The 21,709-nt window shown below is 37.3% G+C and carries 13 protein-coding genes; 2 read left to right on the top strand and 11 right to left on the bottom strand.

Annotation, left to right across the window (positions count from 1 at the left end; all coding sequences use genetic code 11):
- Positions 1-4 precede the first annotated feature (4 nt).
- Positions 5-2,659 (top strand): alpha amylase family protein, encoded by a 2,655-nt coding sequence (locus tag I2I04_RS22070; RefSeq protein ID WP_195655880.1) that lies wholly within the window; start codon positions 5-7, stop codon positions 2,657-2,659.
- Complete coding sequence (locus I2I04_RS22065; RefSeq protein WP_195655879.1) at positions 2,656-4,068, top strand: DUF5009 domain-containing protein; 1,413 nt, start codon at positions 2,656-2,658, stop codon at positions 4,066-4,068. The genes I2I04_RS22070 and I2I04_RS22065 overlap by 4 nt, the downstream gene beginning before the upstream one ends.
- A gap of 656 nt (positions 4,069-4,724) precedes the next feature.
- Here the strand turns inward: I2I04_RS22065 and I2I04_RS22060 are convergent.
- The 11 genes from I2I04_RS22060 to I2I04_RS22010 all read right to left on the bottom strand — a co-directional run.
- A complete protein-coding gene (locus I2I04_RS22060; RefSeq protein WP_195655878.1) occupies positions 4,725-5,795 on the bottom strand; it encodes an SGNH/GDSL hydrolase family protein in 1,071 nt (356 codons plus the stop codon).
- A 5-nt stretch (positions 5,796-5,800) separates the two neighbouring features.
- Positions 5,801-6,988, bottom strand: a complete 1,188-nt coding sequence (locus I2I04_RS22055) for a glycoside hydrolase family 10 protein (RefSeq protein ID WP_195655877.1) — start codon at positions 6,986-6,988, stop codon at positions 5,801-5,803.
- 61 nt (positions 6,989-7,049) lie between these two features.
- Positions 7,050-9,380, bottom strand: coding sequence for a phosphodiester glycosidase family protein (locus I2I04_RS22050; RefSeq protein WP_195655876.1), 2,331 nt, complete (start codon positions 9,378-9,380; stop codon positions 7,050-7,052).
- A 7-nt stretch (positions 9,381-9,387) separates the two neighbouring features.
- Entirely contained in the window at positions 9,388-10,791 is a 1,404-nt protein-coding gene (locus I2I04_RS22045; RefSeq protein ID WP_195655875.1) for a DUF5009 domain-containing protein, read from the bottom strand.
- Positions 10,792-10,822: 31 nt separating this feature from the next.
- Positions 10,823-11,707: a hypothetical protein gene (locus tag I2I04_RS22040; RefSeq protein WP_195655874.1), complete on the bottom strand. Its 885-nt coding sequence runs from the start codon at positions 11,705-11,707 to the stop codon at positions 10,823-10,825.
- Positions 11,708-11,749: 42 nt separating this feature from the next.
- The gene (locus I2I04_RS22035) at positions 11,750-12,625 is read right to left on the bottom strand and encodes a hypothetical protein (RefSeq protein ID WP_229127030.1); all 876 of its coding nucleotides are present in this window, start codon (positions 12,623-12,625) and stop codon (positions 11,750-11,752) included.
- Positions 12,626-12,683: 58 nt separating this feature from the next.
- Positions 12,684-14,468 (bottom strand): hypothetical protein, encoded by a 1,785-nt coding sequence (locus tag I2I04_RS22030; RefSeq protein WP_195655872.1) that lies wholly within the window; start codon positions 14,466-14,468, stop codon positions 12,684-12,686.
- Positions 14,469-14,492: 24 nt separating this feature from the next.
- Positions 14,493-16,502, bottom strand: coding sequence for a family 10 glycosylhydrolase (locus tag I2I04_RS22025; protein ID WP_195655871.1), 2,010 nt, complete (start codon positions 16,500-16,502; stop codon positions 14,493-14,495).
- Between the two features lie 17 nt (positions 16,503-16,519).
- A complete protein-coding gene (locus I2I04_RS22020) occupies positions 16,520-18,406 on the bottom strand; it encodes a RagB/SusD family nutrient uptake outer membrane protein (protein ID WP_195655870.1) in 1,887 nt (628 codons plus the stop codon).
- Positions 18,407-18,419: 13 nt separating this feature from the next.
- Entirely contained in the window at positions 18,420-21,419 is a 3,000-nt protein-coding gene (locus I2I04_RS22015; RefSeq protein WP_195655888.1) for a SusC/RagA family TonB-linked outer membrane protein, read from the bottom strand.
- Positions 21,420-21,466: 47 nt separating this feature from the next.
- Positions 21,467-21,709, bottom strand: a 243-nt coding sequence (locus tag I2I04_RS22010) for an AGE family epimerase/isomerase (RefSeq protein ID WP_195655869.1), incomplete at its 5' end; no start/stop codon positions are given.

The following is a 21,709-nucleotide window of genomic DNA, read 5'->3' as shown; positions in this document are numbered from 1 at the left end:
TCATATGTTGAAAGCCAAATATTTTATATTATTGATATGCTTGTCGTTTCTCCTCAAGGCAGAAGCGAAAGTAACCCTTACTTCCATTTGGGGGGATAATATGGTGTTACAGCAACAATCGGAAGTCATTTTTTCCGGAACAGCGACTTCGGGCAAACGTGTACAGGCTATCGCTTCATGGAATAATAAAAAAATCCAAACGAATGTTGATGAAAAAGGTGAATGGAAGCTTACTCTCCAAACACCAGTAGCTGGAGGACCATACAGTATTACGTTTTCAGATGGAGAAGAACTCACGTTACAGAATATTTTGATAGGAGAAGTCTGGTTCTGTTCCGGACAGTCGAATATGGAAATGCCTGTGAAAGGATTCCGTGGACAGCCTGTGTTTGGATCCCAGACATACATCGTATCTGCCAATCCCAAACGTCCACTGCGTCTCTATACTGTAAAAAATGCCTGGAGTACCACTCCACAGGAAGCTGGGGTGGAAGGAGAATGGAAAGAAGCCTCTCCGGAAGATGTTGCTGATTTCAGCGCAACGGCCTATTTCTTTGGCAATCAGTTACAGCAATCTTTAGATGTTCCCGTCGGTCTGATACATTGTTCCTGGAGTATGTCAAAAATAGAGGCTTGGATGAATAAAGAGACTTTATCAGGCTTTCCGGAAATAGCATTGCCCGATGTAGCACAGAAAGAGTTCGGGTGGACGGCAGGGACTCCCACATTGTTATGGAATGCAATGGTGAATCCATGGAAAGGATTTCCTGTTAAAGGAGTGATTTGGTATCAAGGTGAAGCAAACACACCCGATCCCGGATTATATAAGAGATTATTTCCTGCAATGGTTTCTCAATGGAGAACATTCTTCAACAATCCTCAAATGCCATTTTATTACGTACAGATTGCACCGTGGAAATCGGAAGGTAATGATAAACTGGATTGGGCTTGGTTCCGTCAATGTCAGTTGGAATTGATGTCAGCTGTTCCAAATGTTGGGATGGTGACCACAGGTGACGCCGGGAGTGAAACCTTTATTCATTCACCCTATAAGATAAAGGTCGGTGAACGACTGGCTTATTGGGCATTGGCAAAGACGTATCATCGCAAAGGTTTTCAATATTCCGGTCCTATATATAAATCCCACCGGGTAAAAGGGAATGTAGTAGAAATAGACTTTGAATATGGTGAAGAAGGTTTGACTCCGGAGAATCAAAACGTGAAAGGGTTTGAAATAGTGGGAATGGATGGTATATTCCGGCCAGCCAAAGCGGAAATTATCAATGGCTCTTCTACCGTAAAGGTCTGGAATGATTCGATCAATGATCCGATAGAGGTACGCTATTGTTTCCGGAATTATATGTTGGGAGAATTATGCAATAATGCAGCGATTCCAGCTTCTCCTTTCCGGATTGTAATCAAAAAGAAACCTGCACTGATGTGGTTCGATGCCGAAGCTAATTTCGAACGTTTCAGCCATAAAGACTCAATTGACTACTATTTGGAGAAAATCAAATCAGTAGGTTTTACCCATGCAATAGTGGACATCCGACCCATTACCGGAGAAGTACTTTATCAAAGTCAGTTTGCCCCACAAATGAAAGAGTGGAAAGGCGCAAAGGCCGGAGATTTTGATTATTTGCAATACTTCATTAAAAAAGGACATGAATTGGGGATTGAGGTTCATGCTTCATTAAATGTATTTTGTGCCGGACACAATTATTTCGATCGTGGAATGGTGTATAGCGGACATTCGGACTGGGCATCCATGGTATATACTCCCGAGAAAGGCATTATTCCGATTACGGAAGAAAAACAGAAATATGGTGCTATGATTAATCCTTTGAACGAGGAATATCGTACGCATATTCTAAATGTACTGAAAGAAGTAGTGACTAAATATCCTGATTTGGATGGTCTGATGCTCGACCGCGTACGCTATGATGGTATAACAGCTGACTTCTCGCCGCTTTCACGTGAAAAGTTTGAAGCATATATAGGTAAGAAAGTGGCTAAGTTCCCCGAAGATATTTTTGTTTGGAAGAAGAATACGGATGGCAAGTTTATCACACAACCGGGAAAGTATTTCCAGAAATGGATTGAATGGAGAACGAAAAATATTACTGATTTTATGGCATTGGCACGTAAGGAAGTGAAGGCTGCCAATCCAAAAGTTTCTTTTGGCACATATACCGGAGCTTGGTATCCGTCTTATTACGAAGTGGGAGTTAATTTCGCCAGCAAAAAGTATGACCCGGCTCAAGACTTTAGTTGGGCCACTCCCGAATATAAAAATTACGGATACGCGGAACTAGTCGATTTGTATGCAACTGGAAATTACTATATAGACATAACGATAGAGGAATACAGGAAAACGAACCGCAACATCTGGAATGAGACAGACTCGCAAGCTCAAGCTGGTACATGGTACTGTGTAGAAGGTTCCTGTCAGCACTTGCGTCAGATTCTTAAAGATAACAAGTTTATGGGTGGTATCTTGGTGGATCAGTTCTATGATAATCCGGGGAAATTATCCGAAACAATAGAAATGAACCTTCGTCGATCGGATGGACTAATGGTGTTTGATATAGTGCACATCATTCAAAAGAATCTTTGGAAAGAAGTAGAAAAAGGAATGCGTGAGGGAGGAGCTTTATGAACAACAGAGCTTTAGCTTTAGATGCCTTACGAGGATATGCAATTATTACGATGGTGCTTTCGGCTACCATCGTAACGCATGTTCTTCCCGGTTGGATGAGCCATGCTCAAACGCCTCCGCCGGATCATGTGTTTAATCCTCTGTTGCCCGGTATTACTTGGGTAGATCTTGTGTTTCCTTTTTTCCTGTTCGCTATGGGAGCTGCATTTCCTTTTTCCATAAGGAAACGTGCTGAAAAAGGTGATTCAAAACTAAAACTCGTTTATGAAGCTGTCAAACGGGGGATTCAGTTGACCTTCTTTGCTATTTTCATCCAGCATTTTTATCCGTATATGTTAAGCTCTCCGCAAGATATGAGGGCATGGCTACTGGCTATACTCTGTTTTGCTGTTCTATTTCCCATGTTCATGCGTATTCCTTTGAAAATGCCGGATTGGGCACATACTTCAATAAAAGTTGGAGCTTACATGGTTGCTGCTATTATGTTGGCTGCCACTTCTTATGCGGATGGGAAAACATTCAGTTTATTCTCCAGTAATATCATAATTTTGCTGTTAGCCAATATGGCTATTTTCGGTTCTATCCTTTACATTTTCACAATGCATAATCGTTGGATGCGTTTAGGAATTCTGATATTGCTGATGGCTATGATATTAGGGAGTACAGTTGATGGTTCGTGGACACAGAATGTATTTAATTATACTCCTCTGCCATGGATGTATCGATTTGACTATTTGAAATACTTATTTATCGTTATTCCCGGCAGTATAGCCGGGGAGTATTTAGCGGAGTGGATGAAAGCATATAAAAAAGAGACGGATGATTATGCTACATCTCCTTATCGTAAAATGAGTATCATGTTGATGATATTATCCGTTGTTATCATCATTAGCAATCTTTACGGTCTATACACTCGTCATTTGGTTGTTAATCTTGTGGTTACTGTTTTATTGTTATTAGCTGGCAAGTGTGTATTTCCACATAAAGTGGACGGAATAGCTCTATTATGGAGAAAATTGTTTAACGCAGGGGCATATTTACTTCTTCTGGGTTTGTGTTTTGAGCCTTTTCAGGATGGTATTAAAAAAGATCCAACTACTTTTAGTTATTTCTTTGTTACTTCCGGGTTGGCTTTCCTGGCTCTTTTATTTCTAAGTATCGTTTGTGATTATTTCCGGTGTGTCAAAAGTACTCGTTTTTTGGTGATGTCCGGTCAGAATCCGATGATAGCTTATGTAGTCGGCGATTTGTTGATTATGCCATTGGCTAATATACTTGGAATTGCTTCATTATTATCTTATTTTCAACAAAATGCCTGGTTGGGATTTCTTCAAGGAGTAATCCTTACTTCTTTGGCTGTTTTAGTAACTATGTTCTTCACAAAAATCAAATGGTTTTGGAGAACATAAATATCAATGTGATTATTTTATATTAAATTGATCGACATATTGTCGTTCTTTCTTTGATTCTACTATTTCCCACTTTTTATGAATGAAAGAAAGTAGAGCGAGAAAACAATAAAATACGGTATTTATATGCATAATTACGAATAAAAGAACGGTCGTTTGCATATAAATTACCGTATTGTTTGTAAAAAACATACGGTTGATTGTAATGAAACGTACGGTTAGTTTTAAAGAAACATACGGTTGGTTTATAAGAAACACCACATACGTTTAAAAGGAAGCGCATTTTACTTGTGAAAATGAGATTTCTTGATTTATTAGAAATACTTTTATGAACTTGTTTTGTTGAACAAAAAGTGTAAATAGATTGAAAAATGCTTTCACTATGCAATGTATGATATTAAATAATTAATGATTGTGCTCCATAAGGAAAGAATTTCTTTAATTTCTGAATAATACTAATAGCTAATCTATACGATTTTCCTCCACACCAGGCTGTTCGCCCGAATAAATTCAATTATAGCATCATTCAAATACCAAAATGATAAAATATCATTTTGGTATTTGAATATTTGTTTCTATTAATATAATGTGCAAAAGGCCATCTATCAGAAGTCTTGATAATAGTGACGCTATACCGAGCCGATAGCGTCACTATTTTATTTGATTGCTTTCTTAATGATTGGACAAACTAAATCAACGTATCTTATCATGCCTAAATCTGTGAAATGAATACCGTCTATAGTAGCTTCTCCATCTTCTCCCAACATATTTTTGGAAGAGATAAAAATGATATTCTTTTCATTTTCCTTCTTTAACCGATTGAATATTTCCTTTAGCGTATCATTCTTTCTTTGTACTTCTTTAGCTATTCTTTCATCATAAAGCGTATGAGTGAAAATAGGATCTTCTATAAAAATGACTGGCGTATCCGGATGTTTACTACGAATAATACGATAGAAAGTTTCCATTCGTTCTTTCATCTGTCCTACAGAAGCATTAGGCACAAAGTCTAAAACAAAAACACTGGCATCCACTTCGGCTATCACTTTGGCCACTTCTAAATCTAAAAGTGCATTTCCACTAAATCCCAAGTTGATACATTCACGGTTCAATCTTCTCGATATGATATTTGTATGTGCCATTCCGGGACGTGAAGCACAACCTCCTTGAAGAATACTAGTGCCGTAAAATACAACCGGCTTTTTACGGATCGGATAATCAATTAAAGGCTGATCGATGGTGGCTAACGAATCCACTCCTATGGACAAGGAAACAAGACCGTCGTAAAGAGGAAGATAAAGCATATACTCTCTCTCTTCCGGTTGCATATTGGCAATGATCGTTGCTTGATTTATCTTTCCTGTTGGTCGGGCACTGTTCACAAATCTCCATAGCCCATTTCCCTCCAAACAATATAAATCTAGACCTTTTACTCCTGTATCAGTCATATGATTCATATGATTATTAAAAAGATTTTCCCATTTCACCGCTATTTGAGTAGAGTTACTACGAAACCGTATAGCCATTCCTGTCGAATTACGACTCAAATTCCAAAGAGGAGAACGAGATATATTCTTTAGTGAATCTGGAAACCTTTCGTATCGTGCATTATTAACTTCTGTAGCTTTTCCCAATAAGGGGAAGTTTGATGCATCGTGATATATAATTTGGGCAAAACTTATAGCTTGTCCACAAAGTAAAAGTCCAATCAAAATATATCTTATCATAGTATTTAATTTTCTGGGAATTTAATCTTCTGGGAATATGTCTGTTTCAAGACCTCTCTAACAGAAGGATTATCAATCCCCTTATTATAAAAATAAATCTCGCTATTAATCCCCAACTCTCGGTTAACACGAAGTTGTTCCCGTAACAGTTCTGGTGACATTTTGGAACTACTCCCTTCCATCAGAATCATACCAGGTGCAAATAATTGGTTTGGATTATTCTGATGTATATATTTCAATACTTCTGAAACCGTAGCACGATACGCTTCAATATTATAACGATAACACTGAACAGCCAACAAATCACAAACTTTCTCTTTACACCAACGAGGCCATTCCTGCATCAGATTTTCTTCACACCAGGGATAAGGATTGGGAGCGAAACTAATCATTACATTCGGGCTCTTTGCTTTAATCCTTTTATATAATCGTTTTGCAAAGGTATTTAAAATATTCAAACGCCAACGTACCCATTCCGAATTATTATAATCTGTAGGAGGATTTTTCCCTTGATGTTGTGATTGATAGAGGGAGACTGTATAAGTATCATATCCAGAATTTCGAGGCATAGCAGGTAAGCGGTCATCACCTTGAATACCATCTAAATCAGGATAAAGCGTCAATGCCTCTTCTATTAGTTCTATTAAGAAGTTCTGTACAGCAGGATTATAGGCATTGAAGTAATAATCGTGTTGATTGTAATTGGCGGGGTGTTGTTGATTGTCTATTCCTAACCAGTGAGGATTCTTTGCTAATAAAGGATTATCGAGTGATATCGGACGTCCTTCCCCCATAAAACCATATTCAAACCAAAAAAACACTTTTATATCATGCTTATGAGCCTCATCAATCAAATCACGTATCGGGTCATTAGTTAGACTTTGATATTGTTTAGAATATCCGCTTAGCAGATAGCCTTCTTCTGGTGTCTTATAAGTAGAATAATGCATCAATACATCACTCTTATATATTGTTTTAGTTTCCGCATAAGATACAAGGAATATAGAATTCATATTCAACTCATCCAATGTTTTTACAAAGTTCTTCACTCCCTGATAAGTATGTAATACAGAGGTGAAACGAGGAGCAGGAACCCAAACTCCGCGGATTCCTTGCTCTGTTGTTTTTGCTATGCTTTGCAGGCTTATAAATAAAATTGCAAGACACAAACAAAACTTCAATTTTTCACTCATGAATAAAAAATGATTAATTGATAATTTAACTATTCTTTCTTATTATAGTTTTTAGATTACATTATCTTGCAAATAATACAGTAGCAACTGGTCGTTGTTGATGTTCTTTATTACACGGTTTTATAGCCTCTTTACCATTAATCAACATACAACTCGAACCTCCGCCATCTAAATTAAGCGCGTCTACACATCCAAATGCTTTCATCAACCGGGCAAGTTGGTCTAAAGTCATACCTGGAACATCCGGTGTTTGTTCACGTCCTTCACAAACGAACAAAATTAGTTTCCCATCTTGCGTGATTCCTATTGCAGAACGAGGTTGACAAGTCTGTGGATTTATGCCACTTGCAACATCTAACAGTTCTTCTACCCAACTATTACGAATCATTCCATCCTTGATTAACACAGGACCTGCGCCAATTCCCATTTTGGCGTTCCAGACTTTTGCTCCTCTCGGAAAACCTTTTGATGGAACCGATAGTGGAGGGCGTGTAGAACTGTTCAAGGCTGGCATATCATATGCATAGGTCTGTTGATCTGATTTATATATCCAGTCAACATGATATGTTCCATCTTTATAAAGACTAAAAACAGAACGGGTAGGATAATATGCAGTCTTTTTACCCTCTAATATACGATTCACAACAGATATGTTGTCAGATAATATTTTTCCATCTTTACATATGAGACTAACAGTTTTTCCATTGGCAAAATATCCTCCATTTAATACAATCACTGGTTTTCTTTTTTCTGACTGGTAAAATTCAGTCGGGGTCTTTACCCCACTTTCTTCACCTCCTACATCTAAACTTCCTCCTTTCTTTGTATCTATAACTGCTATATAAGCATTTGTTCGTGTACTTTCAATCCATTCCGGAGAATGATAAACATTAACGTATTCAGGTAATTTACCAAAAGTAGTGACGCGAGTCCATCCTAGATTTTCAGGATTCTGAAAATCTAATTTTCGCAAATCCATTCGGAAAGGAGCTGCCGGTAATCCGGCATTGTTTATCAGGTTTCCACGCAAAAAATTACGAAAAGCGTAGCGTACATAAACCGGCTGAATTACTTTGTCATTCCATACTTTTACTCGAGAGGTTCCATTTATGATTTCGGCATTGGCAGGATAAAATATACTATCATCGCTCGCAACCTCAAAGCCCACTAAAGGTTCATTCTCCGGGTTTAGTCCATCATCTGCATGATCAAAAAGAATCTCAATAACCTTTCCATTTTTCATATATGAACGATGGATAGGACCACTATATTCAAATCCCTCTAACTGATATGTTTTAGCTAATGCCCAATATGCTAAACGCTGTCCAATTTCTCGTTTTTGGGGAGCATGAATGAATTTCTCCGAACCAAGATCGTTTGTGAAAGCCATACCTGTATTAGAGATTTCATACATGCTTTCCAATTGTGCTTCTCGGAAAATAGCCCTTTGAAACGGTCTGTCTACAGGGGATGCAACAGGAGCTATTTCTGTATAATAAATGGGAAAGTCTTTTGAACGGAACAATGTCCTGTTTTGTTTAGCCCACACAGCAAACAAACGCTGATATTGTTCCGGACGTGCAGAGTTAGACTCTCCTTGGTACCATATCATTCCCTTAATATTATAATTCTCCAGCGGTTTAATCATGGCATTATACAATACAGTAGGAGTACCATTTGCATATTTCGATTGTGGATTTGCTGCCGGAGTCAGATCTATTTCAGGAAATTGTAGAAGGTTTTCTTTACTAATCCATGGCTCAATTGAAGAACCACTCCAAGAAGCATGAATCAGTCCCACCGGTATTCCTAAAACTTTCTGTAATTGATCGCCATAATAATAAGCAACGGCACTAAAAGTAGAAACAGACTTCGGAGTATTCCTTTCCCACTGGCCAGTAACATTCTCCTGTGGAACACTGCTGTAGGCACGCTGCACTGTAAATAATCTTAACGAACGATTAGGATTTGCATTTACTATCGTATTCTGTGATTCTGCGGCAGGTTGACCACGAAAACCTTTCACTGGCATTTCCATATTTGATTGTCCGGAGCACAGCCAGACTTCTCCAATTAAAACATCATCCAATATCAGTTCTTCACCATCTGAAATGCGAATAGTATATGGTCCTCCAGCTTCTGGAGTTGTGACAGCCACCGACCAATCCCCCTTTTGATTACTATCTACTTCTTGCTGCTGTGCGTTCCATGAGGTATATACAACAACTTTCTTATTAGGTGTAGCTTTTCCCCATAGCTTTACCTCCGACTTTTGTTGAAGCACCATCCCATTACCTAAAATAGAAGGGAGCTGAATTTTTGCTTCACCATAAGAACAATAGGAACACAGGATTAAGATGACATATGTTATTCTTTTTATTAGTAGTTTCATATTTCTATTATGTTCTCCAGAACCATTTAAGTTTTGTAAAAATGATAGCTATTAATGCTGCCAATGTGGTGATAATAATTCCCCGTAAGAAACCAAGCCAGGCATTTTGTTGCAGATAGGATAAATATGATGCTACCCCTATTAAATTCAGCACGGGCATTACTACTAGATTAGTGGCCACATAAGCAATCATTGGGTTTTGTCCCGCCATTTCCAATGGACGTGTCAGCTGTCGGCATTTATAAATATCACATAGTATTGAAAAAGCAATCATAGCCATAAAAGCAAGGCCGGCAGTAACAAAATAGTAACTATAGGTTGAATCGTCCTTACGAATTCCGCCTTCATATGCTTCAAAAAACAATCCCAGCATAAGTAAATAAGCTCCAGCAACAAATAGTTTTCTCCAATAATCCATATTATTGCTTCTTGTTTTCAGAAGCCAATAAATACAAACTAAAATAACAACTGTGCCACACAAGTTTAATAATAACTGACGTGTATACAGACCATACAGATTAAAAATAATAATCCCGATAGTTAATAATAAAATCAGGGGAATTCTCCTTTTTTCTTCTAAAGAGGAATCAGCCTCACTTTTGCTTTGTAACCATTCTTTTAAGTATTCTCCGGCAATGCTTCCGGGAATTATAATAAACAAGTATTTCAAATAATAAAAACTATACATCCAGGGGATTGGAGAATAGTTCATCAAAGCCTTTACCCAGGAACCATCTGTTTTACTTCCTAAAAAGACAGCCATAATAAATGGAAGGATTGCTATTCTAGCCCATTTATTTTTTGCAGTAAACAAGTATGCCAGCGAACCGAAAATGGACATATTTGCCAGAACCAGAATAATAATATTACTATATGACAGACTAAATTCTCTACCATTTACATAATTTACAGTAAGCAACATGACAATGCCCAACGTATAGGCAGATAGTTGTATCCCTCCACGTAACCATTTAGACATTTTAACCGGAATTCTCATAAACATGGGAAACATCAGAACAAATGCAAACAGAGCTAACAACCATGACCGCACATCTTGCGGAGAAGATGTTACCCAAGGATACATGTGCTGAATAAAAATTGCAAAGAATGTCAACCGGAATCCACGTAATAGACAATCCCATGCTATTCTTAATTTAGATTCTCCTTTTTCCAGTTTATTGCCGATAGAAAAAGGAAAAGCCGCTCCCATTGCAAATAAAAAGAATGGGAAAACTAGATCAACCCATGTAATTCCATAAAATGATGGGTCAAATGCAAAATTAGAGCGGGGACCTACTTGTGCGTGATACATCCATCCTGGTAATACTCCTGAAGCAATAGTACCTGATAAAACCATAGTAATAATGGCATATCCCCTTAAAGCATCAAGAGAAAAAGCTCTTTTATTCATGACTTATTATTTGAAATAATATATATATTTATTAATATCCTGCACCATTAATATTTACGGATTCAGCACCAGTCTTCTTTTCTGCTTCTGTTGAATTTATGTCAAAATACATTGCATCCGGACAGCGCATATCAGTGTATCTTCCTGTATGAAGTGGAGCTTTTACTATTTTACCGTCATACATCCTGAATAAAAAACTTTCCTTCCATTGAGCACCTTCAACTTTTGTATTCGTGGCTTGTGTCGGTTTTCCTTCATTAGATACTTGGTCAATAGCATTTACACGTTTGAATTCTCCACGGGTTCCTTGTTTGTATCCGGCACATTCATATTCTGACTCATAATGCTTACCATTACCGTCTACAATAAATTTGAGAACCCCACTTCTTATGATCTGAATAGAAATGGTGACTTCTTCACCCGGATACCAATAATATTCTTTCTGCGCAGGAGCATTTGAATAGTTAGATGCCTGTCCGCTCGAATGACTTGTACGTCTCATGAATGGACGGAATGCTTTTCTTTCAGCACTGATATTACCTTGCTCATCCTTAACAACTTCCCAGGTTAGGCCTATATCAGTCTCTTGTCCACCCATATTCCCTCCTAAATATATAGAAGGATTATCAAGATATTGTCCTGGTTTACTAGGATTCTTACGTTCTTCATCGAAAGTTGCTGTAGGCAATTTTATTGTCCCTCCGATACCTAGCCATAAATCTTTACTTGTTACGGCTTTATGATAATAGGCACCGGCAAAGCAGGCAACACTCGCTTGTGGCTTTATCTCATCTTTAAAGTAAGTGTTAATTGGATCTGTGGGTTCTGGTTCCGGTTCTCCATCGTCACTGTCAGAACAGTTATAGAATCCCATAGCTAAACTCAAAAATAATGAATAGAATAAATATTTTTTCATCTTAAATAAGTTTTTTGTTAATCAATAATATTCTTTTGAGGATCAATACCCATTTCCATTAATACTAATAGTTTCTGCTCCTATCTTTCGACCTTCATCAGTTGATGTTACTTCAAAGAAATGACTGTCCGGACAACGCATATCTGTGAAACGGCCTTCGTGAATCGGTACTTTCACAATTTCATTTTTATATTTTCTAAAATAATAGCTCTCATCCCATCGGCTATTCAAAACCTTTGTTTTCGTTGCTTGCACTGGTTTACCTTCATTCGCAACTTGGTCAATTGCATTTACACGTTTAAAGGTTCCCAGTTCTCCCGGAATATAACCTTCACAATCATAATCACATTCAAAGCGTTTTCCGGCTCCTTCTATCACAAAATGTACTTTACGAGGTTCTAACACTTGAAAATACATTGTGACTTTTTCGCCCGGATACCAATAGTATTTATCTTCCGGTGGTGCTTGCGCATAATTGGGCTTTTGTCCATTAATATGCTCACTACGTCTCATAAACGGACGAAAAGCTTTCCTCTCTTTGGATAGTTTACCATCTTTTTCCCGGATAACTTCCCACGCTAATCCGAAGTCAGTCTCCTGATCTCCCATGTTTCCTCCTAAATATACAGATGGATTATCAAGAAACTGTCCCGGCTTCTTAGTGTTTTTTCTAGTTTGATCGAATGATAATTGAGGTAAGGTAACAGTTCCTCCAACTCCCAACCAAACATCCTTACTGGAATTTACCTTGCGGTAATAGGCACCGGGAAAACATTCAATGAATTTCTCTGGTTTCACTTCATTCTTAAAGAATGTTTCTATTGGCTTGGAAGAAGATGTTCTGTATTTATGGGAACAAGCTGTACCTCCTATAATGAGACAAGTAAGAAGAAATATATAATTATAATTCTGTTTCATATTAAATAAGAGATTAAATAAGACCATGTCAATTAGACATGGTCTTATTTATTAGTTATTATTTGCATGCTATGCGGTAGAAGTATAAGCCGGAACCGGTGCAGCCAAATACTGCATATAATTCATTGTTTTTCACCATTAAAGAGGCAGAAGTCGTACTGTTACCATTAGCTCCTGATGCCTCCATAGTATAATTAAATATCTGATTATATTTACCATCCGTAATATCACATATACGCATAATACCTTTACTATCAGCATATACTGTATATGCTACATACACACGATTTTCTATTTTTACTATATCGCCACCAGTAGTAATAAGACCAGACATTCTAGAAACTTCTCCCATTGTACTATTCAACCAAATCAGGCCATTAGCACCCTTTGCTGTATAGAATCCCATATATCCGGACATACCGATGGGCATTGGATTTACAGTCCAGTAAAAACTTGGAGTAGCAACAGGAAATATATATTTTTGAGGAACAGGATTTAGCACACCTCCTGTAACTTTCCAAACAAATACATCTACAGATTGTGCTTTAGGAGCTACAATTGTAGCATCACCATCCAAATCACCAATAATACTAATACCCGCTAAACGAGGAGTTGCAGTCTCACCAATGACTGATTTATCGAATGAAATAAATTCAGTAGCTTTTGCTGTCACACTACTCCAACGATACATTACAGGTTTATCCGTTCCTAATGCAGCTCCAAGAATATTTCCTTTGTCATCTGTTGCCAATATGCGTATACCATGTGTCGCAATACTTAATCCAACTGCACTCAAATTATCTATTTTATTTCCCGTATAGTCAAAATACGCAGGGGTTTTACTAGAAGAAGAATGGTTGCTCGCAACAATATAAGGATCGCTAATTGCTGTACAAATTAGATTGTCAGATCCAAATCCGACTAATTCTGTATAGTTTTTCTTAAATGTAGGTTCTGTAGAAATTTGAGGTATGCCAATTGTGAATTCTGTAGTCACCCCATTACTTCCTTTAATTAAAACCTTATTATTACCATTCATTAGATTCAATCCCTGGCCAGTGAAAGACTCGTCTATTTTATTACCGAATCCAGCAGTCAGTTCTACATTTACAGATGTGAAATCCATCAATGCCGGAATATATGGAACAGCTACATTCTTATCATCTGTAAGTACATAATCAGTTTCAATGCCATTGATAGTCATCGCTTTTATAGATGCAGGACCTACTTTCTCCGTAGTAATAATAAACTCGTAAGTATAAACTGTTTCTTCATCTACACCTTTTATTTTAAAACTTCTCGGATTAGTATAGTCCAATGTAACACCATTTTGAAAGTCCATAATTGTCCCATTGATATATTCCATGGTAACCTTTAACGCTGTAAGGTCAGTCTCTTCCGGAACCTGGACAATCAATGATTTTTCACCAGTATGAATATCACTATTGGGAACAGTCATTCCTTCTATTATAAAAGACACCAATTTAGGAGGAGACTGGATACGCAATTTTGTCTGCACCGTAGTTCCGTCAAATCCATTTAATGTCAAATCAAGGGGTTTACGAGCATCATACTCTTGATCGTTTATAAAATTGGCAGTACCATTTATAACCAATAATTGTAGTTTAGCTTTAGATAAGTCAACTCCGGCGGGAATCAATACTGTCGTTTCAGCTGCGCTGACGGAAGAAGGCGTGTACAATTCATTGTTCACTTTGACTCCTACTATCTGCACAGATTCATAGGCTCTGTTTTCGTCATCATCTGAACAAGAGCTAAAAGTTACAGTAAAGAGTGCAGCAATGCACACCATACTGAATATTAAATTTATTAGTTTTTTCATCTTTCACGAGTATTATATGGTTCATTATTTTTTCTTAATGGAAAAAGCTATTTTCATTTGTTCGAAGAAAGTTTCCCAATCAACATAACAATTATCGAAAATCATCAGACCTGATGAATTCTTTAACGAAGCACCAAACACCTTCCCCTGATCGGAAACACTTAAATCAGGCAAGCTCATCGAACCTAACAATGGAACTTGTCCACATGTAAGAATGTTCCCTAAAGTTATGTATCGATTAACTTCCTTAGGCGTTTTATAATAGGTGCCAATCATCAGGAAGTCAAGGTTATTTAAGTAGCTTGTTTTATTATAACTTTCTCCATAGATCTCACTATCCGGAAATGATAATCGATCATCATATTTAAATTGGTTACTAGCCCAATTTACTCCATTCTGATAATACACCTCATACCAAGATCCTACATAAGCTGCCATTTTCAAATCCGGATTCTTTTCAACTTTATACTTATCTACTAATAAGCGAATCCGGTTGGTAAAATCACAAATAGTTTGAGATCGGAAAGTAATCCATTCTTTAAAGAATTTGCCTTTTATTAATACGCCTTCTTTATTTATTCTAAAAGCATCAGCAGGGAAATTCTCTAAAACTTTTCCTTCTTTTTCCAGATATTCTTCAAAGGCGTTTCGAGTTACATGACTAAAGTCGGCATATAAATTATCATATCGACAGCGGTCTAATACAATGCCGTCTATATCATAATTTTTTAGAACTTCTTCTACACGCAACAATTGAAAGTCCTGTACCTCTTTATTAGAAGGATTCACAAAAGCTAAAGCTAATAACTTACCTTTTGCTGCTTCTTTTCCTCTTGTACTTTCCGTGATTTTCAGAAGTTTGCCTTTATCTTCCGGACGTTGCACTATTTCTTCCCAATCTTTATGCTCGTGAAGAATTGCATAATCATTTACAGTTATATTTCCTTCCGTGAAGAAATTAAAGCTAGTATAAACTTTCAATCCGATTTTGTGTGCTTCCTGAAGTACAACTTCCAATAAATCGAAACCATCATCCTTTACTCGTTTGTTCGGATTTTTAGTTGCTGTCAGGTAAGGAGTCTTTGAAAGATCATTTTTGCGATAAGAAACATATCCTTCCGGTCCTTTTACATCCAACCCGATTGAAGTGAATCCAGCTTTCTTTACGTTATTAACCATAGTGGCTACTGCTTCTCTATTAGTCAACACCTTTGCATTAGGAAATTGCTCCACCCACATAACCAGTTCGCTCTGTTGTTGATCGGGAGCTTTAGAAAAGACAGCAACAGGCTTACGAGTAATTTCTTTCCCGCCTTTTTTCAAAATCCAGTTAAAGAAATTAGTACCATTATTCAGAGTTAACTGACTGTGAAATAATCCTTTTGCTGTAAGGGATACTGGCTTTATTTCTGTTTGGTTCTCTATAAACAACTGATAACCGGCTTTTCTATCATAATTAGCAATACAACCGCTTAATGTAGTCTTGCTTCCAACAACAGTAAATAAAAAATCATTATCCAGTTCTATTTGAGGCGGAATACTGCCTTGGGAAAAAGCAATTACTTTATCCAATGAATGTATTTCTCCATTAATTCTTAGCTTTACGACATCTCCTACATGAAAATTTTCAGCAAGAAACTTACGATAGCCATCCTTTGAGTAATCAGCATCATAACCAATTAATGCAAACTCTGCTTGTCCTAATTCTATATTTAAAGGAGTTTTAAATACAGGTTGGATATTCTTAGAGATTACGCCGTTCAGGACTTTTGTTACCTTCATATCTTTATTTACTATTACGGCCGTATATATGCTTTGAGTAGATTTTATAGCATTTTGATATTCCGTAGATAATAAAACAATACCTTTTTCTTGCTTTTCCCAAACAGGATTATTGAATAAGTCTATCTGCTTCTCAGGACCACGTACAGTTAATGTCGGATCTGGACTTGCAGCTTCAATTGTCACTACGGTCTGTGCCGATATAAAAACCGGCACTAACAGTAATGATAATAAAATAATTAATCTATTCATACTAAACACATTATATATTACTCACCATATCCTTTATTCTGTTCCAACCAAGGGCATTTATTCCGCTCTGTTTGCGGGATAGGCCATAAGTAATGTCTGTTATTCCAGCTACGACCTTTATCACGAGATCTTAGTTTATCACCGTATGCAGCATAACTGGCAATATCGTTTATATCTCTATCCGATCCTGGAGCACCATATGAAGGAACCATATCTGGAGTGGCCTGTTCATACCCATCGGGATATTTTCCTGTGGCTGGATCAACACCTGTTGCCTTCGGATAACCATAAGTAGGTTCAGCATTCTGAACATCCCCTGTTCTCCAACGACGCATATCAAATAACATCAATGCCTCTTTGGCTAATTCCACTTTACGTTCACGGCGGACAATTTGCCGCATCTTTAATTGATCATTCTCACGTGTCGGATCAACAGATAAGATACCAGGCATATTTACACGAGCTCTGACTCGGTCAATTGCATTCACTACTGTTGCATCTAATTCATTAAGTTCTATTTTAGCCTCGGCGTAAGTCAAAAGAATTTCTGCAAACCGCATAATCAGAATATTATAACTTGGATTAGCATTTGCTTCATCATCGAAATGATTGTACTTTTTCCATGCAAATCCCACACCACTACTTACGTAACCATATTGAGCAACAGCACCTGCATAATCTAAGTTGGCAACCAATTTTTCATTACCATCCTTATCCCAAGAGGTCGTTTGAGGATTATAAACTTCCATCAGAAATTTCATTTTGTTGTCTCCACCCGTATTCCCGATGATAACATCATGATGAGTATAAACTGTTTCTTTTAAACGAGGATCACGACTATCAAACGGTTTCTTAGGATCATACCCGGAACCAGTTTCATCAATACGTTTACCATTTTTCATTTCGTAGGTATCAACTAACTGTTGGGTAGGAAAACGTCCACTTTGTCCAATCATACGAACTTGTTCACCTAGAGACATATATTGAGTAAACGAATGAATTTGGTTTGAAAACATCATAAATAACATCGTTTCCTTTTTTACGTCCTCTTTTAGTTGTCCTATCCGTGTAAACAGATCTGCATAATTAGTAGCCAAATCACGTCCACTTTCGTCTATAACTTTTTTAGAAGCTGCAGCTGCAATTTTAAAATATTCTGTGGCTTTAACCTGATCTTTTTCACCATCCATGCCAAAACCAAATTTACACCATGAACCGGCATATAAAGCCAATCTTGCTTTCAATCCTAATGCTACTGATTTGTCGACACGTCCATAATTAGCCGCTGTCCAAGGTAAAATATCGGCAGCTTCATCCAATGTCTTTAATATATCGTCTACAACTTCTTTCCAAGGAGTACGTGAAACCTGCTTTGTCTGTTCTTCCGTTACTGCAGATGTAAAATATGGAATATCACCCCATAAAGAAACTAGTTGAATATAATAATGAGATCTCAAAACCTGAATTTCTGCAAGATAAGTTTTAGCCTTATCACTTAATTCATTATAAAAAGGCTTAGCTCCATCTAACACAGAATTACATCTTGCTACAGAAGTATATAAAATAGCCCACGTTTGTTCTACTGTGAAATTTGTCCGTAACTCAATATTACCAACACCAATAGAACTGTTGTCCGCACGTTCGATACCATAAGGCGTATACATATCCCATAATATACAATAAGGTATACTACTAGTATTACTATGATCCATCAGTAAACGCTGGTAACACCCATTAGCACCTTGTGCTATTGCGCCATCGTTATTATAAAAATTGGACGATAAATATTCGCTCATAGGCTCTTTATCCAAGTAGTCACTACAGCCTGCCATTCCTAGTGATAATATCAAAGCCCCACTTGCAAGAACTTTGTTATTAAATATATATTTGATTGCTTTTCTCATAATATTTGATTATTTAAAATTTTAAATCAATACCAAACGTAAATGTTTGCATAATGGGGTAGAATTCCCCTCCAACAGAGCCGCTATATGCAACTTCGGGGTCATATCCCTTATAGAAATTACTGATGGTAAATAGGTTCTGTCCGCTTGCATACACTCTCAAGCTACCAATATTTAATTTCTTAGTCCATGAATTAGGTAAAGTATAGCCTAAAACAACATTTTTCAAACGACAATAAGAGGCATCTCGTACCCATTTATCGGATTTTTGATAGTTAGGACCTGCATTAGCTTCAGGAACCAAAATGGGGTATGCTGCATCCTGATTATCCGGAGTCCATGAATCCATTTGATGTCTGAAAAGATTCGAACCGTTAGCAAAAGGTTTAAGACCAACTCCACTCATATAATTCACACGTTGCCCGACTCCTTGGAAGAAAGCTGTGAAGTCAAAGTTCTTCCAACCGGCATTTAACGTTACGCCATATTCAAAGTGTGGGAACGGGTCACCAAGATATACCATGTCACGAGTATCAATTGTCATAGGGTCAGAGTCTTCACCCTGGTACATTTTAACATACTTAACAAATCCCGGACGAGCATCCCCTAACTTAGGAGAATTGTTAACATCATCCCAATCTTTATAATATCCATCAGTCACATATCCCCAAATACCTTTATTAGGATAGCCCTCTACCATTGTTTTATCCTGAGAATTAAGTCCGTTTAGATTGGTGATTTTGTTTCGGTTGTCACTTAAAGTAAATGTTACCCCATACGTGAAGTCATTTAATTTATTTTTATGACTGACACTTACTTCCCAACCCTTGTTGGACATATCTCCTGCATTAGTATACGCCGGACTCATTCCTACATAGTATGGTAATGGAAACTTCATCAACATATCATAAATATTTTTGATATAATAATCCGCTGTAACACTTAACAAACCATTCCACAAACTAAAATCAATACCAAAATTTATTTGCTTTGATTTTTCCCAACTAATATCCGAATTGGCTAGTGTTGTTTGAGCAACACCTGATACTAATTCTTTATCTGCTTCTTCACCGCCCAAATAATATCCATATCCGGTTGCAATGGTTGCAGCATAAGGATAATTACCGATGTTCTGATTTCCTAAAAGACCGTAAGAAGCACGAACTTTTAAGAAGTCAAGTACTTTACGAGTTGGTGCCATGAAACTTTCCTCAGAAATTACCCAACCTGCAGATACTGAAGGAAAGAATCCCCATCTATTATCTTTAGTAAAGCGAGAAGAACCATCATAACGACCATTCACCTCAAGTAAATAACGTTGTTTGTAGTTGTAATTCAAGCGGGCATACCATGACATCATAGCCCAAGAATTTGCACCACCGGAAGAAGTTGCGGTAGCAGAATCTCCATTACCTAAATAGTAACGTCCCAAATCGAATCCTCTTTTTCCGCCAGAGAATGAAGTATTTAGATTGTCTTCTGCTTGGAACCCAACTAGTATTTTTCCATAATGATCAAAGAATTTATTCTCATAAGAAGCTTGTGCACGATAATAATTTCTAACGGTTTCACTCCAGCTTTCTGTCAGTGAATCATCTGTAGGGTATGATCCCATGATTTGACCTCTTAGAGACGTCGTATATGGAGTTATTAATGTACGCCCTCTACTTGTGGATTGACGGCGAGAATATTGTCCTACAAGCTCTAAGCCTTTGATAGGAGTAAGAGTCAATGTTCCGTTTACCACAGCATCTGTCCCTTTTGTTATTTTTTCTCCACTATCGTATGCTTGAGCTGTGGGATTCATACCATTCTTTCCATATCCCCAATTCCCATCTAGCTCTCTGGCAGCAGAAAGAGTGGGCAACATATATAAAGACTGATTGATAATCTGTTTGGGAGTACTCAAACCCGGATTTACTTTTTTACCTTGTCTTAATGCTGTTTCAATACTAAACTTAGCCCATGGAAGTATTTGAGCATCTGCATTTAAACGAAGGTTAGTACGACTATAATTATCATTAGGTATCAAACCATCTTGGTATAGGTAAGTACCAGATCCAAAGAAAGTCAGTTTGTCACTACCACCACTAATTGTTACATTATGGTTGTGCATGATTGAATGATTTTTCATCGTTTCATCTTTCCAATCAGTATCGTACCTGTTCCAATTATCCGGACGTAATGTTTTTTGTTCTTCTATCTGTTGCAGTTGTTGAGCTCTTTGCGCGTCGGATACTGTAATTTCTGCATTATCCCAAGCATTTAGTTCTGCTTGTAAATATTCCCATGCAGCAACAGGTTCAGGCATATTAGTTGGGCGCTGGATTGTTAGGTAACCACTATATGTAGTTGTTATTTTTCCTTTTTGACCTCTTTTGGTTGTAATAAGAATAACACCATTAGACGCCCGGGAACCATATATTGAAGCAGAAGCAGCATCTTTTAAAACAGAAATACTTTCTACTGTGTTAGCATCTACTTGATCGATACTCATTTCAATTCCATCAACCAAAACTAACGGATCCGTATTTGAATTAATAGAGCCGATACCGCGAATACGAATAGAACCACCATCACCACCAGGTTCACCTGAAGTCTGTTGAATAGTCACCCCTGGCATAGCACCTTGTAAGGCAGTAGATAAAGATGCTACACTTCTTTTTGTTATAGTTTCAGAACTAACAGAAGATACAGCTCCAGTTAATGTTGCTTTTTTCTGTTTAGCATACCCTACTACTATTGCTTCTTCCAACTGAATAGCGTCAGCCTTCATTTTCACATTTAGTACAGGAGCATTTGCTACCAGCTTTTCTGTGCGATAACCTACATAAGAGAAAACTAGTTTGCTTCCTTTTTTTACTTCAATAGAGTATTTTCCATTAATATCTGAAATTGTTCCTTTAGATGTACCTTCAACAAAGATACTTACTCCTGGCAATACATCGGACTCATCAGAGACGACTCCTTTCACGATTAAATTCTGTGCTTGTATACCGACAGAACTTAACATTAAAATTAAAAATAGAATTTTTCTCATAATATTAAATTTAGAACTAATTAGGATACGATATTTGTTATTTCTTCTAATGTTTTCCAGCACTGGTACAGGCCTCTTGGTACATGGAAACATCCTTTCCATTTTCCTCCTTTGAGTGGGAGTAACACTTCTCCTCTGCGGTTCAGGTATCCATACCATTCGGGATGTTCTTTATCCTTGAAATGTGTCCATGTATAGTCATGTACTTTTTCAAACCATTCCAGGCATTGTTTGTCTCCCGTCAACTGATAGCCTTTCAACAG

Origin of the sequence: Bacteroides sp. 1001136B_160425_E2, from assembly GCF_015559655.1 — a bacterium.
In the GTDB taxonomy this organism is placed as follows: Bacteria; Bacteroidota; Bacteroidia; order Bacteroidales; family Bacteroidaceae; genus Bacteroides; species Bacteroides luhongzhouii.
Note: the sequence above shows the minus strand (reverse complement) of the source record. Positions and strands in the feature narration are given on the sequence as shown.

Coding starts and splice junctions, on each gene's coding strand:
- I2I04_RS22070 (WP_195655880.1), top strand. CDS start 5: ATGTTGAAAGCCAAATATTTTATATTATTGATATGCTTGTCGTTTCTC.
- I2I04_RS22065 (WP_195655879.1), top strand. CDS start 2,656: ATGAACAACAGAGCTTTAGCTTTAGATGCCTTACGAGGATATGCAATT.
- I2I04_RS22060 (WP_195655878.1), bottom strand. CDS start 5,795: ATGATAAGATATATTTTGATTGGACTTTTACTTTGTGGACAAGCTATA.
- I2I04_RS22055 (WP_195655877.1), bottom strand. CDS start 6,988: ATGAGTGAAAAATTGAAGTTTTGTTTGTGTCTTGCAATTTTATTTATA.
- I2I04_RS22050 (WP_195655876.1), bottom strand. CDS start 9,380: ATGAAACTACTAATAAAAAGAATAACATATGTCATCTTAATCCTGTGT.
- I2I04_RS22045 (WP_195655875.1), bottom strand. CDS start 10,791: ATGAATAAAAGAGCTTTTTCTCTTGATGCTTTAAGGGGATATGCCATT.
- I2I04_RS22040 (WP_195655874.1), bottom strand. CDS start 11,707: ATGAAAAAATATTTATTCTATTCATTATTTTTGAGTTTAGCTATGGGA.
- I2I04_RS22035 (WP_229127030.1), bottom strand. CDS start 12,625: ATGAAACAGAATTATAATTATATATTTCTTCTTACTTGTCTCATTATA.
- I2I04_RS22030 (WP_195655872.1), bottom strand. CDS start 14,468: ATGAAAAAACTAATAAATTTAATATTCAGTATGGTGTGCATTGCTGCA.
- I2I04_RS22025 (WP_195655871.1), bottom strand. CDS start 16,502: ATGAATAGATTAATTATTTTATTATCATTACTGTTAGTGCCGGTTTTT.
- I2I04_RS22020 (WP_195655870.1), bottom strand. CDS start 18,406: ATGAGAAAAGCAATCAAATATATATTTAATAACAAAGTTCTTGCAAGT.
- I2I04_RS22015 (WP_195655888.1), bottom strand. CDS start 21,419: ATGTTAAGTTCTGTCGGTATACAAGCACAGAATTTAATCGTGAAAGGA.